General features: G+C 35.5%; 9 protein-coding genes, 1 tRNA gene and 1 other RNA gene. 9 read left to right on the top strand and 2 right to left on the bottom strand.

Features of this window, described 5'->3' with window-relative positions:
• Positions 1 to 174 precede the first annotated feature (174 nt).
• On the top strand, positions 175 to 1,110 hold the full coding sequence (locus MUW73_RS03050) for an ankyrin repeat domain-containing protein (protein WP_243017859.1): 936 nt from the start codon (positions 175 to 177) through the stop codon (positions 1,108 to 1,110).
• A gap of 593 nt (positions 1,111 to 1,703) precedes the next feature.
• Here the strand turns inward: MUW73_RS03050 and leuS are convergent.
• Positions 1,704 to 4,490: a leucine--tRNA ligase gene (leuS, locus tag MUW73_RS03045; RefSeq protein ID WP_243575244.1), complete on the bottom strand. Its 2,787-nt coding sequence runs from the start codon at positions 4,488 to 4,490 to the stop codon at positions 1,704 to 1,706.
• 545 nt (positions 4,491 to 5,035) lie between these two features.
• On the opposite strand from leuS, the gene rpsF reads away from it, so the two are divergent.
• From rpsF to MUW73_RS03015, 6 genes are all read left to right on the top strand, one after another.
• The gene (gene rpsF / locus MUW73_RS03040; RefSeq protein WP_243017861.1) at positions 5,036 to 5,395 is read left to right on the top strand and encodes a 30S ribosomal protein S6; all 360 of its coding nucleotides are present in this window, start codon (positions 5,036 to 5,038) and stop codon (positions 5,393 to 5,395) included.
• Positions 5,392 to 5,643: a 30S ribosomal protein S18 gene (rpsR, locus tag MUW73_RS03035; protein WP_243017862.1), complete on the top strand. Its 252-nt coding sequence runs from the start codon at positions 5,392 to 5,394 to the stop codon at positions 5,641 to 5,643. Before rpsF ends, rpsR begins: the two co-directional genes overlap by 4 nt.
• 8 nt (positions 5,644 to 5,651) lie before the next feature.
• A complete protein-coding gene (rplI, locus tag MUW73_RS03030; RefSeq protein WP_243017863.1) occupies positions 5,652 to 6,095 on the top strand; it encodes a 50S ribosomal protein L9 in 444 nt (147 codons plus the stop codon).
• A 188-nt stretch (positions 6,096 to 6,283) separates the two neighbouring features.
• Positions 6,284 to 6,379, top strand: an RNA gene (ffs, locus tag MUW73_RS03025) — signal recognition particle sRNA small type.
• A gap of 481 nt (positions 6,380 to 6,860) precedes the next feature.
• Positions 6,861 to 9,758 (top strand): sodium:solute symporter family protein, encoded by a 2,898-nt coding sequence (locus MUW73_RS03020; protein WP_243017865.1) that lies wholly within the window; start codon positions 6,861 to 6,863, stop codon positions 9,756 to 9,758.
• A gap of 416 nt (positions 9,759 to 10,174) precedes the next feature.
• Complete coding sequence (locus MUW73_RS03015; protein WP_243575243.1) at positions 10,175 to 13,618, top strand: sodium:solute symporter family protein; 3,444 nt, start codon at positions 10,175 to 10,177, stop codon at positions 13,616 to 13,618.
• A gap of 10 nt (positions 13,619 to 13,628) precedes the next feature.
• Here MUW73_RS03015 and MUW73_RS03010 read toward each other — a convergent pair whose 3' ends face one another.
• Positions 13,629 to 15,716 (bottom strand): hypothetical protein, encoded by a 2,088-nt coding sequence (locus MUW73_RS03010; protein ID WP_243575242.1) that lies wholly within the window; start codon positions 15,714 to 15,716, stop codon positions 13,629 to 13,631.
• Between the two features lie 340 nt (positions 15,717 to 16,056).
• Here MUW73_RS03010 and MUW73_RS03005 point away from each other — a divergent pair.
• Together MUW73_RS03005 and MUW73_RS03000 are read left to right on the top strand one after the other, a co-directional pair.
• Positions 16,057 to 16,128: transfer RNA gene (locus tag MUW73_RS03005), tRNA-Gln, on the top strand.
• A 70-nt stretch (positions 16,129 to 16,198) separates the two neighbouring features.
• Positions 16,199 to 17,572 carry a ClpP family protease gene (locus MUW73_RS03000; protein ID WP_243575241.1) on the top strand — a complete coding sequence of 458 codons (1,374 nt, stop codon included), beginning with the start codon at positions 16,199 to 16,201 and terminating at the stop codon, positions 17,570 to 17,572.
• Positions 17,573 to 17,757 lie beyond the last annotated feature (185 nt).

Raw genomic sequence — 17,757 nt, 5'->3', positions numbered from 1 at the left:
TTGCTTACTTTTTTATCAAGAAAAAAGTAACAACAAAAATTCATTTTCTACTAATTGAGTCAACGCAAACCAAAAAGTTGCTAAATATAATCGAAGAAAAACCACAGTCGTGAACGGATACCTAAAAAGTATAGAACTTTAAAATAAATACCAACTAATCATATAAAATATCTTATGGAAAAAACAAACAAATTAGCCGGTATTGCAAATACCATTAAGATATGCGTCACGTTTATGCTTTTACAAGGAAACTACCATAAGTGTCATAGAGATTTAAGTGTTAATCCTTTAACAAAGGATAAAGCTGAAAATAATTTAGATAAAATTTATGATGATATTAGTGATTGCAAAGACAAAAAAGGTAGGTTGTACTTATATCATGCAGTTAAAAACAAAAATTTCAAAAATGTCAAGATGATTTTAGACCAGTTCAGTAAACAAAAAATATCGGGATTTAAGCATAAAAACGAAGATTTTATGAATACTGCTGATCTAGAAACCGGTCATACTCCTCTTGGAGAATCTATTATACAAGGCAACATGAAAATATTTAATCTTTTAATAAAAAGTCCATACGTTGATTGTAATAGAATAAGTGGTGGGAAAAGTCCATTGATATTAAGCTTCCAATATGGTTCTACAAAAATGGCCAGATCTTTATTACAGAATCCCAATATTGATATTTCCTTACGAGATCCAGATACAGGAAATACAGTCTTACATTGCGCAATTGAAAGAGCCTTGAGTCTGCCCAAAGTTTGGGGGGCCTGGAGCAAGATAGCATCAGAAAATGTAGTGAGTCTTATGCAAGAGCAAGCACCACATTTGCTATATGCGCAAAATATTAATGGCGATACGCCATTGCATATTGCTGCTAAAACGCTTATTGGTCATGTATCTCTTATAGTATTTGCATTATGTGAGACCCTGTCTAAGGAACATAGGCTCATAAAAAATAACCAAGGAAAAATCCCGTATGATTTATTTCCTAAATATTCTGATCAACGTATCCTTTTTAAACCTTATTTTTGTCAAGTATCTGTTCACGATTTTAGTACAAAAGTTTTATGTAGTCCTTTTTTCTATGATAAAAAAGGGGACAAAAAATGAAGCCCTCGGTAAAAAGTTGCGGCAGGTCACCTATTAGAGATGGAAAAACAGAACTCACCCGCTTTGCGCGTTTAAACAAGCTGTTTTTCTAATCAGTTCTAATAGGTAACTGCTTATCTCAACTATTTTACAAGGGGCATTTTGCCTAGAACAGCCGTAGCCTTGAATGCATACGAATACACCTAATTATAGGGAAAATGATACCGCAAAGCCTGGTTGTTACCCAGAAATATTTTTTACCAAATAAAAAAGCTATTGTAAGGTCTTATTAAGTATATATAAAATAGATAAAACACACTTATTTTACTTGATTATCATAAAAAATTCAAAACCTCTAAACAGATATTGATGTACTTATTTTAGATAGTACAAAAAATAGTATACTGTTTTCATATGCTTTGTAGCGGTCGTTTATGTTTAGTTTAATTATTTTAAAGTATTATAAATGATGTACAACAATAGATGGTTACCTTTTGGATTAACAATCCCCATTTCCATAGTGGCTCTATTATTTTTTGCTTGCTATATCAAATCTATTTTAGGTCTTCCCATCAGTTCTTCCTGCGGGCTACATTAGGGAGTCTGATTCCTTACTATACAACGATATTTACCATTTTCTTAGGAACCACCACGACATTTTTAGTTGATTTACCTGCCAGCCATTTTTGAATGACTTGATTGGCTAATGCGGCTTTTTCTATAGCCATAGGCGATGCATCATGGTTAAAAACCATTTTGGTACGTACCTTACCATTAATAGCAATGGCATACTCAAAGCTTTTTTCTTCTAAATAGGCTTCATTCCAAACTGGAAAAGAAACCTCTGCAAGATTACTGGTTTTGCCTATACTTTCCCATAGCTCAGCGGCCATATGCGGTGCAAAAGGATCTAACAGTAAAATAAAGTTTTCTACAATAGCAAGGGGCACTGTTTCAAGACTGGATAAGTTATTTAGACAAATCATTAAACTACTTATAGCTGTATTAAAAGAACATTTTTTAATCGATTCGGTTACTTTTTTAATTGTTTTATGGATTATTTTAATCATTGCCTGGTTAGGGGGTAACGCAGTAGCTGCGTGAGCATTTTTTGCATGATGTACAAAACGCCATACCTTATTTAGAAAACGAGACACCCCTTCTATGCCGGATAAATCCCATGGTTTAGATTGTTCTAATGGCCCTAAAAACATCAAGTATAAACGCAGAGCATCAGCGCCATATTGGGCAATAATTTGCTCTGGTTCGACTACGTTGTATTTAGATTTAGACATTTTCTCCATTTTACCACCACAAATATATTTACCTTCTTCTAATAAGAAGCGTGCATCGGCAAAATCAGGATGCCAAGTTTTTAATGCTTTTATATCAACTACACCTTTTTCGACAAAAGCTATAGGAATATATATAGGGACAATATCATATTTGGCTATAAGTCCAGCACTTACAAAGACATTTTTATCTTTCAAGCGATATACTATCGCCGTAACTTGCTGGATCAGCCCTTGATGAAGCAATTTTGGAAAAGGTTCACTAATATGAATGTAGTCTAAATCATAAAGTACTTTCGTCCAAAAGCGTGCGTAAAGGAGATGACCGGTTGCATGTTCTGCACCACCGATATAGCAATCTACTCCTTTCCAGTAGGCCTCTTTTTCTCGACTCAGAAAAGTTTCTTGGTTATGAGGATCCATATAGCGTAAAAAATACCAACTAGAACCGGCCCAACCTGGCATAGTATGTAAGTCTAAAGGATAACCTTCTGGTGTAGACCAATTGGATGCATTACCCAATGGTGGCACGCCAGATTGATTGGGTTTATAGCTGCTTACTGCTGGCAATAGGAGGGGGAGTTGATCCGGGGAAAGGGCATAAGGTAGGCCATCTTCTTTGTAGTATATCGGAAAAGGTTCTCCCCAATAACGTTGTCGGCTAAATATAGGATCCTGTAATCTATAGTTGATCTTATATTTTCCAATTCGTTTTTGCGTTAGCTTTTCCATGACTTTTTCAGCAGCTTCTGCTACAGAAAGTCCATTTAGGAAATCAGAGTTAATCATCGTACCCTCAGGCAGCTCATAGGGTCCATCTTCTATAAGTATCGTACTTTCTATCACAGGCAAGGTGAGTAAATCAAAAGATTGGGCAAAGGTATAATCTCGTTTATCATGCGCGGGTACACCCATAATCGCACCTGTGCCGTAACCGGGTAATACATAATCTGCCACCCAGATAGGTAATGGTGCACCTGTAAAAGGATGTATCACACAAGCACCTAGAAATACACCACTTAAAAAGGTTGTTTCTGCCAGGCGGTTTCGTTCTGAACGATTTTTAGATGTTTCGATATAGGCAATAAGTTCCACGTCACCTCTTTGCTGTGCCATAAAACTAGCCCAAGGGTGCTCAGGCGCTAAGACAATAAAACAAGCCCCAAAAATAGTCTCAGGTCTTGTCGTAAAAACCGTAATCGTTTTGCCACGTTCTCCTTGTACCCTAAAACTAATTTCAGCACCTTGCGACTTGCCAATCCAATTGCGCTGCATCTCCTTAGTAGAAAGGGGCCAATCTAAAGGTTCTAGATCGGTGAGCAGGCGCTGGGCATAAGCGGTCATACGTAAACTCCATTGTTTCATCTTTTTACGCGTTACTGGATAGCCTCCTCTTTCAGAAAAACCATCTTTAACTTCCTCGTTAGCCAAAACGGTACCTAATCCTTCACACCAGTTCACGATGCTATCTTTTAGATAAGCTAATCGATAATGCAGCAATTTGGCTTGTTTTTCTGTTTCGGAGAAAGCATTCCATTCCTGGGCTGAAAAAATAGGCGTGTGGTCATCACAAGCGGCTTCTACTTTGGTATTACCGTGGCAAGCAAACTCGTCAATAAGCGTTTCAATAGGAGATGCTTTTTGGGTAGCGGTATGGTACCAGCTATTAAACATTTGCAGAAATATCCACTGTGTCCATTTATAATAGGCAGGTTCACTGGTATTAACAGATTGATCCCAGTCAAAGTCTAATCCAATCTGATCAAGTTGTGTGATATATTTGGCTATATTTTTTTGAGTAGTAACAGCAGGGTGTTGACCAGTTTGAATAGCATGTTGCTCGGCAGGTAAGCCAAAAGCATCAAATCCCATTGGATTCATCACATGATATCCAATATGCTTATAGTAGCGGCACACTATATCTGAAGCGATATACCCTACATAATGTCCTACATGGAGTCCTGATCCTGAAGGATAGGGAAACATATTTAGCATATAATACTTGGGTATATTTTTAGCAGTAAGGAGATTACGATCTGTTATGGATTTTTGCGCCTTCCATCTATTTTGCCATTTTTGTTCTATTTCCGTAAAAATATAAGATTGCATATCTAATTGCATTGAATAATCATTAAAATCAGTAGACCTCTTCTAAAACCTATTGCTAACCGGCCTTTTGGTGCCCCAACTTGTCTATGCTTCCCCAATACATTTAGTATTAGTATGCTAAGGTTCGCGACTGCGCCTCTCTTAAAAATGGCTCGTCACAAATAGGCTTTGTAAAAGGTCTAGTAACCTACTGGAGTAGTTGTATTTTCTAGGTAAAGGTATCGCTACTAGTTTAATTTAAAAAGTAGGATAGCTTATTTCTTCTGTTAAACGGCTCATTTAACTTAAAAGTTAATAAGCAAAGATAGAAATAGAACCTATATTCCGCATAGACTGCTTTTTCCGCTTGTTTATAAAATGACCTTAAAGTCTACTAAAAAATTAAGATGATTCCCTCTGAACATCAAAATCACACTAAGGTCAAATAGTAGAAATGATATTCAAATGCTTTAAATTATTAAAAATAACTTGACTTTATTAATTTCTTTTTAGATATTTGCTTTTAGTACCCAGCATCCATAACTGGAAATTATTTAAATATAAATATGAGACATTACGAAACAGTATTTATACTATCTCCGGTGCTTTCTAGCGAACAAATAAAAGCATCTATAGATAAGTATAGGTCTTTTTTAGTGGGGCGTAATGCAACCATAACACATGAAGAGGAGATAGGCTTAAAACCATTAAGTTATCCAATAAAGCATAAAAAAAGCGGTGTATATCATTTAATAGAATTTATAAGTGAAAGCAGTCTGATTAAAGACCTAGAAGTTACTTATGCACGAGATGAGGAAGTATTACGTTTTTTAACATTTGTGCTAGACAAGCATGCATTAGCGCATAATATGACAAGGCGATCTGATGCTGGGAAAAAAGAATCTAAGAAAGCAGTAGCAGTATGACTTTAGTAAACGAATCGATACAAAAAAAAACAATTACTAAAAAGTTTTGTCGCTTTAAGCGTTATGGCATTAACTATGTAGACTATAAGTGTGTTGAGTTTTTGATGAAATTTCTCAATGAACAAGGAAAGATACTACCTAGACGCATTACTGGTAATAGCTTAAAGTATCAGAAAAAAGTAGCTTCTGCTGTAAAGCGTGCTAGGCAGCTTGCTTTGCTTCCTTATGTAGCAGACAATTTAAAGTAAACTCAAGAATGGAAGTAATATTAAATAATGCACACAAAACATTAGGAAAAAAAGGGGATATCGTTTCAGTTAAAGCTGGTTACGCTAGGAATTATCTTATCCCTGAGGGCCTTGCTGTTGTCGCAAATTCCATCAATAAAAAGGTTGCACTTGAAAATGCTAAGCAAGCATCCCATAAGGTATCAAAATTAAAAGCAGATGCTGAAGCACTTTTGCCGCTTTTGGAAGCTGTTAAGGTTGTAATCACTGCAAAGGTAGGGGAAGGTGGTAAGATATTTGGTTCTGTTACCCCTTTGCAAATTGCCAAGGCACTTAAAGAAAAAGGTATAGTCGTAGATTATACTAAGATAAATATTCAACTACCTATCAAGCAAGTAGGTACTTACCAGGCGGTATTACCTTTGCATGAAACTGTTTCTTATACATTAACTTTTGACGTAGTCCCTGTTTAAGGGTACTACTTTAGTCTTGGGGCTTCTTGTAGCGTGTGAAAGAGGGTTTGTTGCTAGAAACTCTTTTGCAGTATCATTTTTTTGTTTTTTGTTTTTTTTGATAAAAGCTATAGGGGCCCCTTCCCCATTTATTCCCCTTTTTTCTTATCTGTTTTTTTATTTTGGATAAAAAGTATTAAATTTGCTATAGCAAGCCGGTACGGCTAGCTCCTGCTTAATCTCCCCAGGCCTGGAAAGGAGCAAGGAAAAAGTGGTTGTAGCAGCGCGATACTCGGCTTGTTTTTTCATTTATCTTCTTTTTGCTTTTTATTTAAGCCATCTTCTTATTGGGAAGATAGCCATCCGCACCTCGTTGTATCTTTAAAAGCTCTAATATAGATAGACCTTCAAGGTTCTTTTTTTAATCAGTAGGAAATAACCCATTTATACATCTTCAAAAGCTGATCCTACTTGGAATAAGCATTAAGCTTTGGTGTAAAAACAGACTTTTATTTTTAGAAATAAGTTAAAAAATGGTTAAATTTCACCAATTGTTTAGGTATGTCTGCTTAACATTTTTAATAATATTATTATGGAAATCAATAAAAAAAGTCACTAAGCTGCCCAGGTACTTCAGTCAGCCAAAGTAAATACCAATATACTGTTTTGATCAAATCAACCCGCTAGTTAATTGGTTCGCCTTATCAAAAGAAATCCCTTTTTGGTATTTCCATCGATAGTTTTTTCTGGATCATCTATTAAAAACCGCCTTAAAACAAGTAAATTATGCATACCAATTTAATAATTATAGGGCTATTTTTAGCCTTAAACATCTTGATTGGCCTCTATCATGCTAAAGGAGTAAAAACATTTAAGGATTATGCTGTGGGGAATGGATTATCTACATTCGTTATTGTTTGTTCTTTGGTAGCAAGTATTAGCCATATAGGCACTTTAGGAGAAATATCTGACTACTATTTTTTTGCATTTAAAAACCTAATTTTCTTCGTTATCTTGTTATCAACCACCTATTTTGGGGCAAAAGTATTAACCATACGAATGAGTGAATTTCTCGGAGATTTTTCTATAGCGGAGTCTATGGGTAAGCTCTATGGCCCCTTGGTACGTAAAATCACAGCTATTACTGTGGTGCTAGTTATGTTAGGCTTGGTCGTGGCACAACTGAAAACTATACTAGAAATAGTTGATTGTACATTTTCAGGTATGGCCCAAGGTGTTACCTCTTGGGTAGCTATTGCCATAGGCTTTGTGGTTATTGTATATGCAGTATTTGGTGGCGCTAGATCAATTGCGATGACGGATGTTTTTCAATTTCTCTTTTTTGGATGTACACTTCCCTTAATTGCTTTCTTACTCTTGCGTTATTCTAAAATATCTATAGTAGAGGGATGGGCCACTTTGAAACAACTCCCACAATTTGTAGACCATAGATATGTATTTTCAACCCAATCACTAGAAAAATATTTTTTCTTTGGCGTGCGCGTATGGTTAATTATTCTCTCGCCACTTTATATACAAAGACTCTATATGTCTAAATCTGTACAGCAAGCTAAGAAAGCACTTAGTAATGGTGCAGTCACTTTTTTTTGCATCATTCTCTTGATATTTTTTGTAGCAATTGCATTGCATTTAGGAGGGCATACCTTAGAACACAAACATGATGTTATCAAATATCTGATTAATCTCACTCATATTCCAGGTATAAAGGCTATTATACTGATTACAGTACTGGCCCTGCTTATGTCTACGATTGACTCTGCTTTACATTTATTATCAGTTGTTTTTGTACATGATTTATGGCCATCATCTCCTTTTAAAGGTTTGCATGGATCCATGAAAAAATTACAAGCAGTTAGGATAACTATTTTAGTGATTGGCATACTAGCCTTATATAGCGCTTTAAGCTACAAGGGCAATATCTATAAACTTATCGCAAAAGGAACAGAAATCTATATACCGGTTGTAAGTATTCCATGGGCAATGGCCATTTTGGGTTTTAGGCCTCGTAGAGCGGTTGTACTCATTACTATGGCTATCTCTGGTATTTTTGTATTATACTCACGGTTTACTCACTATTATACCTATCACGAAGCCAATATAAACTTAGCAATTGCGATGATGATTAGCCTTTCTAGTCTTATTTTGGGCCATTATCTACTTCCCAAACAGGCTAATACTGGATGGATAGGCATTAAAGATCGCAACCCATTGGATTTACAAAGCCAAGAAAATAAACGTTGGTGGCTGAGACGTTTGCAGGCTTTTAAAATTTTAGCTAGTCCTAAATATTGGGAAACACTATTCCCTAAAAATGTAACCACTTTTATAATATTGGGTGTGCATCTAATTATCCATACCCTTATATCTCTATGGTTTATGCAAAAAACCTATTTCTTTCCCTATATCTATTGGTATATAGCTGTAATGGTTATTGGAACCCTTTTGGCCATCTATCCAGCTTTACATGCCTACAAACAGAGAGGTAACCGGATATTGCATAATCTATGGCCTGGTTTGTTGTTTGTACTACTGTTTATCTCATCTATACAATTTGCAAAGTTGGGCCATTTTGGTCCGATGGTTTGTGCACTAGTTATGGTTAATATAGGGTTAGCTATTTTTCTTTTATCCTTAAAAATAGGCGTAGGTATGCTTTTACTAGCTATGATCATACACCAATACATACCTCCTATTCTTCCCTTTTGGGAATTATTTTGGGCTGGTTATAAAGAAATTTCTATAGAGCTTATTTTTGCACTACCTACGGCAATGGCTGCTTTGATAGGCTTTAGTCTCTATAAGTATCTATCTAAGAAAGGTGATGTGAGGTTAAATGTTATAGAACTAGCCCGAACCTATGAGAGAAAAGCTGCTTTAGAGGCTACTTATAGTCAAGTGAATTGGTCTAGATTGGATCCTAACTATGGCAGCGAAATGTTGCAAGCCATGGGTCAAACATTGGAAAAACCTTGTGCATATCTCTATAAACAGGGGCAGGAAAAACTTGGAGAAGCAGTCAAGCAATGTATACAAAAATTGAGTCTATTCAACAGGCTTTTGCTAAAAAATGCTAAAGAAGCACGTAGGCTAGGACTTAATAAAGAAAATATGAAGTTAACAAATATTGAAGAGAGGGTCTTTAAAGCACATAGCATCATTCGCGCATTAGAGGAACCTATGCAACTGCTCTTGCGGAAACAAACAGAGACCAACCAGCTGTTCGTAGACCCAGATCTTTTTGAACGTTACTTAACTATAAACTTATTGGGCATCAGTAACAGTGAACAAGCGATCAATCATATAGTTACCCTAACTATTACCGATACGATGCTCCGCTACGATTATACAAAGGCTGTGCCATCTAGCCAAACAACTACTATGCTACCAGCATTGGCTTTTTTTATCAGTACAAGTATTATTACCCAAAGTGCCCTATCTATATATGATGTCAGAGATGAAATATCGCCTATTTATCTGCCTAAAAGTGAAAAAGAGCTCTATCAAGCAGAAAGTAGACAAATCGTGGAAGCACATGGTGGTTATTTTGAAGTCATAGAAAATAAAGAAGTTTTAACTTGTCTCTATGTATTCCCAGTAGCTGGGGAAAAAGTAATGCATTTTAAAAACTTTGGTCCTAAGGATTTAACTAGTGACCCTAGATAAAATAAAATTAACACCTTCTTTTGTCCTCCATTTATAATAGTACACACAGCTTATATCATAAAAAAATAAGTATGCATTCAAGGCTATGGCGGTTCTAGGAAAAAGGCCCCTTGTAAAAAAGTTGCGATGAGCAGTCACATATTAGCGCTGATTAGAAAACAGCTTGTTTGAGCCTGCTGAGCGGGTAAGTTCTGTGTTTCCAGCTCTAATAGGTGATTACCGAAACTTTTTATAGAGGTCTTGATTTTTTTCCATTTTTTATAACGAGCTTTTTTTACCAAAGTCGGAAACAGGTACAAAAATAATCACTTCATTAGTTATAATTAAGATTAAATAGAAGATATTCTTGCAGCTTAACAATTTATTTAGTTAGTTCGATTAGATAATCGAAAATTAAAAGAAAGCATATAAAGAATATGAATCCCGATTTAATCATTATAGCCATATTCTTAGTCATAACATTTGCTATTGGATTGTATGCTAGTAAAGGGGTCAAGAACTTCCAAGAGTATGCAGTTGGGAATAGAAAAATGCGGAGTTTTGTGATTGCTATTTCTCTAATAGCTACCAGCTATGGAGGTAGAAGTTTGACTCATGGGGTGGAAATTCATTACGAGTATGGTTTTTACCATCTCATGTCTACTATAGCCCATATAGTTGGTTTATATCTAACCGCAAGATTTATAATCTTGCGCATGCAAGCATTCGTAGGCCATCTTTCTATAGCTGAGTCTATGGGTCATTTATATGGTCCAATAGTTCGCATGGTCACAGGCATTTTTTCCATCATTTTTAGTACACTCATATTAACCAGTCAGTTGACAGTTGGTCTGACCATTGCTAAGATGATATATCCTGAAATAAAAGAGTTTTCGCACTATGCAACTATAATTTTAGCACTGTTAGTTATTACCTACTCCACATTCGGAGGGGCTAGGGCTGTAGCATTAACAGATGTATATCAATTTTTTCTATTTGGTCTTTGTTTCCCTATCTTAATTTTTAAGTCTTTCTACTATGTCAACAATCCAATAGCTAATTGGCAGCGACTTACTGCTATCCCACATTTTAATATTAGTAAGGTAATTACAATTGATAACATCTTAAGATGGATATCAGTTTCCTTGCTTTGGGCTGTGTTCTCTATATTTGATCCTCCATCTATTCAACGTTTTTATATGACTGCCTCTACAAAAGAGGCAGCCAAAACTTTGTATAAAAGGATCATGATAGAAGCCAGCTTGATTATACTGTTTTTTACCATTGCCGTAGCGGTACACTTAGGTGATCATGTTATCGGAACCAATCAGCATGTTATAGATTACTTGATCCAGCTTGCATACTTTCCTGGTATGCTCGGGATTTTAGTGACTGCTCTTATTGCTTTAATTATGTCAACGATTGATTCTTGTTTACATACTTCTACTGTTTTACTTACCAATGATGTATTACCTGTAATAGTTGGTTCACCTAAATGGCTAACCAAATACCAACTCAAGACTACACGGATTATCTCTGTTTTAGTAGGTATAACAAGTATGTGTATAACCTGGTATCCTATTGATTACGCAAAAGTGTTTGATATAACAGGGCTTTATTACCTTACTTTTATTATTCCACTGATCATAGCTAGTTTTGGCTTTAAACCCCATTCAATTGCTGTTTTATTAAACATGGCGCTTAATATGATGCTATCTTCTATAGTAAACGTATCTATACTCCAAGCCCTTTTTTTAAACTTATTTATTTTGATTACCACTCATTATCTACTTCCTAAACGCCCTAATACTGGCTGGATAGGCGTTAAAGAGCTTACTGCACTTGATTTACAAAATCAAGAAACCAAGCGCTGGTGGTTAAGAAGACTACAAAATTGCAAATTATGCTTTACGAAAGCATACTGGAAAAATTGTTTCCCAAAAAAAACAAGCACTTTTATGGTATTAGGTGTTTATATAATAATCAACACCTTGATTGCCCTTTTCTATATGGAAAAAGACTACTTTTCACGTTATATTTACTGGTATATTTTGGTAATAGCTTGTGGAACTATTTTAATCATCTATCCATCTTTTAAGAGATATCACCCAACAGGCAGTCCAATATTGCACGGGGCATGGCCTATTCTATTATTTATATTGCTTTTTTTTTCTAGTATACAATTTGTAAAATTAGCCCATTTTAGGCCTATGGTTTATATGTTGTCTATCGTTAGCCTAGCTTTAGGAATAATTCTTCTGTCATTGAAAGCAGGGATTATTATGTTCAGTATAGCCATGATCCTACACAAATTTATACCACCCTATATAGCGTGTTTTAGTTCATTTTTTTCTATTGATAGGATCATTTCTATAGAATTTGTTTTAGCTATAACTATTTTAATGCCTACTCTAGTAGGTTTTGCTATATATAAGTATCTACGTGATAAAATAGATATGAAGCTCAAAATCATAGCATTAGCTAGAGTTTATGAACGCAAAGCAGCATTAGAATTAATCTATAACCAAGTGAACTGGTCTAAACTGCATCCTATCTATGGTAATAAAATGCTAGAAGAAATGGGTACAATATTGCAAGCGCCTTGTGCTTACTTCTACAAAAATGGTCAAGCACAACTTGGGGGAGAAATAAACCGTTTTATCAAACGGTTCGACAAGTTTAGCAATTTTTTATTAAACAGGGTGAAAGAAGAACGTATCCTAACACTTAATAAAAAAGTAGTAAAACCAGTAGCCATTGATTTAGCTATCTTACGGGCACATAATACAGCGCTTAGGTTAGGAGAACCTATCGCTTTACTATTGCGGAACCAAACGAAAATAATGCACCTGATAGCTGATCCAGATCTTTTTGAACGTCTTTTAACTGTAAACTTATTCGAAATCAGCAAAAGTGAGCAAGCAACAGATCATATGGTTACCTTAACCATTGCTGATACGGTTTTACGTTATGATTATGAAAATACTATACCATCTAATAACCATGCACTTACTTTGCGTGCACTAGCTTTTTTTATCAGTACAGATAACCATATGCCAAGTGTAAAACGGATATATGATATCAAGCATGATGCCCTCTATAACCATCTACCTAATTCAGAAAATCAACTTTATCAAGCAGAAAGCAGGCAAATTGTACAAGCACATGGTGGTTATGACACCATCATACAAACCAAAGAAACTTTAACTTATGGCTATGTATTACCCGTAAATGGTGAAAAAGTGATGCGTTTTAAAACTTACGACCCTACTGCCTTGAGCTATAAAACAAGCGAAACAGAAGAAAGTATAGCCCAAGAACAAGAGTTAGTAGCACTGCTTACTATGGAAACTACTTTGACAAAAGAAATGATAGAAAAAACCATTAGTTTTATTAAAAATGCGCACGGATTGGTAACACGTAAATCTGGTGCACCCTATTATACCCATCCTATGGCAGTGGCCAAAATACTATTAGAGATCACTAAAGATCCTACAACGATTCTAGCTGGCTTGTTACATGATGTAGTAGAAGATACACTGATTCCACTCACCCAAGTGGAACTAATGTATGGCGCTCAAGTGGCTTATATTGTCAATATGGTGACCCATTACAATACCAGTGGTTACCGATGGAAATTAGATGATAAAGAAAATAAAAATTTGTTAGACCAATGTAAAGATATTCGTGTAGTACAGGTTAAGCTAGCTGACAGACTCCATAACCTGAGAACCTTGCTTTTTCGTAAACCAGTAGACCAAAAAAGAATTGCACAAGAAACGATAACATTTTATATTCCATGGGCTACAAAAAACAACATTGCACAGTGGGTACCGGAAATGAGTTACATTTGCAAAACAATTTTAAATCAAAAAGAATAACATATACTATCTAACAGATACCTTCGCAAAACTGCAGTGCCTTATTAGCGGCTTCTACTAGCTGTTCTACAATCCTAGCATTCAAATACTTCTTCCCAAGTTCAATATCTATCGTCAAGGTCTCTCGGGCCATATTTTTTACCTCTTCTAGGTGAATATAGTCTTTGGCATGACGTAGGTCATAAAGCCGTTCCGCAAATTTAACGCAGAGTACAAAAAGTTGTTCTCTATTGATGATGCGTTTGAGGCGATTACCTACGTAAAGTCCACATGGTTCCATCTCTTGGCGATTATTAACAGTGATCGTTCTTTCTACAAAAGAATAGACATCTACACTATAATTGGCTTTAACATAAGCAAGTGGCAGACCTGCATAACGGACTAAACCATAGATTAAGCTAAAATAAACGGGCCTTGGTTGAGCAGGTACCCATTCTGCTACTAATTGAGCAATACCCAATGCACGGATATAGAATAATTGCCCTGATACATGTCTCCTGAAACCATAACAACGTCTTACTAATAAAAAAAGCTCATCCAATACAATGGTACGCATCTCAGCTACTGTACAGAGATTGTTATAGGCTTTAGTTAACATAACCATAGATTCTTCATATTCTTTTTGAGTAATGGCATCATCTGAAGGCAGTATTCTAGAAATCATCTCATCCCGTACAGCAGTTACATCACAAGGTACTACTATAAGTATGGGTTTTTTAGATGAAGGGGGAAATTGCAAGTAACCATAGTGGGTACGAACAATCTGTTCTATGGTTCGTTTTTCTATATTTCTCCATTCTGATTCTTTCTGTGAAACACTGTGCCAACGAAATTCACTACCTGCGGTAGTATATTCATAAGCAGATCTAATATTGGGCAAGATATCTTCAGGAAGCGTAGCGTTACCAATCACTAAAGCTATAGCAGGAGAACGTACATTTGTCGATTTAGCCTCGTAAGGATGGTGTAGCGCATAATTCAGGTAGGTGGTATATAATTGAATTTTTACACAAAAATCCTTTGAGCCATTCAGGTTAGCAATACTTAACACAATAGGCGTCAATAAGCAAACCATCTGGCTCACATCACAGATGATTTTTTTAGGAAGTTTATCATCTTTGGACTCTATTAATAACTTTGGCACAGCATGCTCCCTACTTTCCAATTCTAAGGCAACTTCTAACTTTCGAACTAGTTCATCTAGGCTAATTTCTACCGGCAGTAAGATTATATGATTCTTAGATCTAGCGCGTTGCTTTAAAAAAATATCCCAAATAATAAAATTCTTCATAATAACATCTAAATCTTCCTTATAAAGAGGCCTATCATCTAAGTAAGCAATAAATTGTGTCACCTCTTGCATGATTTGATCTATAAAAGCGTGAGCTCCTTTTGGATTATTGCGAACCATTTCTAAATCTGAATATACGCCACATACTTTTTGATTTTGCGGATCCTCTTGGTTTATTTGTTTTTCTTTTTCTTTTATTTTGTTTTTTAGGTATCGGTCATGATGTTTGGAGCCGGCTAGCTTACGTTTATTATAGGCAATAATGGAAAAAATGATCAAGGCTAATCCCAACATCGATATAAAATACAGCCCTGATTCTGGTAATAATAGATGGGTATTCTTGTAACATATGGCGTAAACAATGACCAGTAGCATAAGGGTTACAAGCTTTATGCTTATATATAAAGGCAATACGAATAATGTTAGCGATAAATGAGCTGCAGATAAGGCTAATGTGAAAATAGATGGCGGATCAATTGCCCCTAACCAGTGCCAAAGGACATTTATGGGCAGGCAAAAAACTATACTTATCAACCAACACCGACCCATTTTCCAGGATGGGATTTGTTTGTTGGCATCTACTGCATAAGTTATAAGCCAAATAGCCGTAATAAATTGAAGTAAATACCAATAGGTAGCAGAACCAGTTATATAATCCAATATAGTAGTCAATATAACGTAGCAGCCTGTAAATCCCATTATGGTGTCACTTGGCTTAAGTTTAGCTAATCTTTCTTTTGTACAAGCAGGTTTTAGCAAAAACAGTAAGATGAATATTATAACAAAACGTAGCATACTAAACGACATTCCAACTTTTTAACTAAAATAACAATAGGCTTGTTGCCAAACGCTACTTTCTACCTACTAATAATTATCACGGCAAGCCAGTACTTAGCTTATAGTATTGATAGATCAAAATCTACAATTTTTTATTAAACTATCTATTTTTTTGCACAGAAAACTTTTTATATATCTTCTTGCATAACGTTACTTGTTCAGCTAATTTGCCTTTAATCTGGCCCTTGAAATTCGCTTTAATAGATCGCAGTTTTGGGATCCGTATCGCTTAGAAATTCAAAAACAGGAAATTGTTTACTTTTTTATAATTAAATGCTTAAATTTGTAGTCCCGCTACAGATGTTGTAATTGTCCGGTAGTGTAATGGCAACACGTCTGGTTTTGGTCCAGAAGACTCTAGGTTCGACCCCTAGCCGGACAACTGTTAAACTTGATAGAGCGAAAGCGTAAGTCTACTTTATTTAATAAATTTTTTAATGTAATTAATTGACATGATGGCTCTACACTATAAGCATAAACTAGTCAGATTAGGATTCCTTTTTTTTATATTACTAGCTAAGCATAATATAGCAGCAGCAGCAAAAAAAGATAAAAAGAAAGAAGTAGCCGTTGTATCTCCTACCGTACAAAAAAAATCTTCTGATGCTGATCATGCCAACACAAATACTAAAGCCAAGTTACAAAGTGAGCAAACTGAGCTAGAAATAGAAAATGCACTTCATCGTGCCCGTTTAGAAAAAGAACTTTCAGCGATTATTTCTCAAATTGAGCGTTTGCGTGTTCAAAAAGAACGAAAACGGCTAGAAAAAGAGACAGAAGATGAAAATGCGCGAAGAGAGCATGAGAAAGCTATGCTCTTGCTCAATATGGAAAAGGAAAAGCTTAATATCGAATTAGAGCTAGCACAAGCTAGGTTTATGAAACAAATGGAAAAATATAATATCCAATTAATTAAACTAGATAAGGAAATACAATTAGAAAAAGGTCAAACCCAGCTACTTCAAGAGACCACTAATCGGTTACAGGCAGAAATAGAGGCTTTGCAAGCTAAAGCAGTACGCGATAAGCGTATTGAAAAAAAGCCTATTTACCTAAATGATCCATTAAACAAGCAAACCAATACCTTGGTGCTTTCTGACCGATGCATTGAGCTCAATGGTACCATTACACCTTGGAAAGCAAATTATATTGTAGATCAAATTCATTACTTTAACAACAAAAATAGTGTACATCCTATATTTCTTATTATTGGTTACTCGTCAGGCGGATTTGTAAGTGCAGGATGTAATATCTTACAAGCGATAGAACATAGTAAAGCACCTGTCTATGTAGTTGTAAAAGCATTTGCTGCTTCTATGGCCGCTATTATTACTACATTGGCTACTAAATCTTATGCTTATCCAAATGCCGAAATATTGCATCATCAACCTTCTTCTTGGTTTTTATATGGTAATCTAAGAGCAACAAAAGAGCAGTATGAAGTACTGAATAAGATATGGAAACGTTTGGGAGGTAGAGTAGCCAAAAAAATGGGTATATCTCTTAAAGCGTTTGACAAAAAACTCTACGAGAAGTCTATGTATGGAGACTGGATGGAATATGGTGACTATGCCAAAAAAATAAAATGGGTTGATTATGTGATCAATGGTATACAACATAGCGCGATTAGCAGTCTACCAGATGCAGCTGACTATAGTTTTGAAAAATTTATAAAGGAGCAATATGGTTTTAATAAAGAGAAAGAAACAGAAACATCTCAAGCAGTAATACAGTACCATGCACTAGCTCCTCATGATTTTGACTATAGCTACAACCCTGATAAAAAAACACAGATGATGATGTCTCTCCAGGGCGTTACTAAATAAATATTTTTTAAATTCTCGGTTTAATTTAAAAAATAAGCATGGAGTTAGCGTCTAAGCTACTAGTAAAATATAGCTGTTGAGTAGATACTTGCTTACCAATTTCGTAAAAAGCTATAAATAGTCTTTTCTTTGAAAGACTAGAAGCATGCTAAAGCTTCCAACTATAGCCCAATTGCCAACTTTTT

Source organism: Candidatus Cardinium sp. cByotN1 (genome assembly GCF_022810525.1).
Taxonomy (GTDB): Bacteria; Bacteroidota; Bacteroidia; order Cytophagales; family Amoebophilaceae; genus Cardinium.
Note: the sequence above shows the minus strand (reverse complement) of the source record. Positions and strands in the feature narration are given on the sequence as shown.

Bases quoted from the DNA above. Each gene is read 5' to 3' on its own strand.
- rplI (WP_243017863.1), top strand. From the start codon at position 5,652: ATGGAAGTAATATTAAATAATGCACACAAAACATTAGGAAAAAAAGGG.
- MUW73_RS03015 (WP_243575243.1), top strand. From the start codon at position 10,175: ATGAATCCCGATTTAATCATTATAGCCATATTCTTAGTCATAACATTT.
- leuS (WP_243575244.1), bottom strand. From the start codon at position 4,490: ATGCAATCTTATATTTTTACGGAAATAGAACAAAAATGGCAAAATAGA.
- MUW73_RS03020 (WP_243017865.1), top strand. From the start codon at position 6,861: ATGCATACCAATTTAATAATTATAGGGCTATTTTTAGCCTTAAACATC.
- MUW73_RS03000 (WP_243575241.1), top strand. From the start codon at position 16,199: ATGATGGCTCTACACTATAAGCATAAACTAGTCAGATTAGGATTCCTT.
- MUW73_RS03050 (WP_243017859.1), top strand. From the start codon at position 175: ATGGAAAAAACAAACAAATTAGCCGGTATTGCAAATACCATTAAGATA.
- MUW73_RS03010 (WP_243575242.1), bottom strand. From the start codon at position 15,716: ATGTCGTTTAGTATGCTACGTTTTGTTATAATATTCATCTTACTGTTT.
- rpsR (WP_243017862.1), top strand. From the start codon at position 5,392: ATGACTTTAGTAAACGAATCGATACAAAAAAAAACAATTACTAAAAAG.
- rpsF (WP_243017861.1), top strand. From the start codon at position 5,036: ATGAGACATTACGAAACAGTATTTATACTATCTCCGGTGCTTTCTAGC.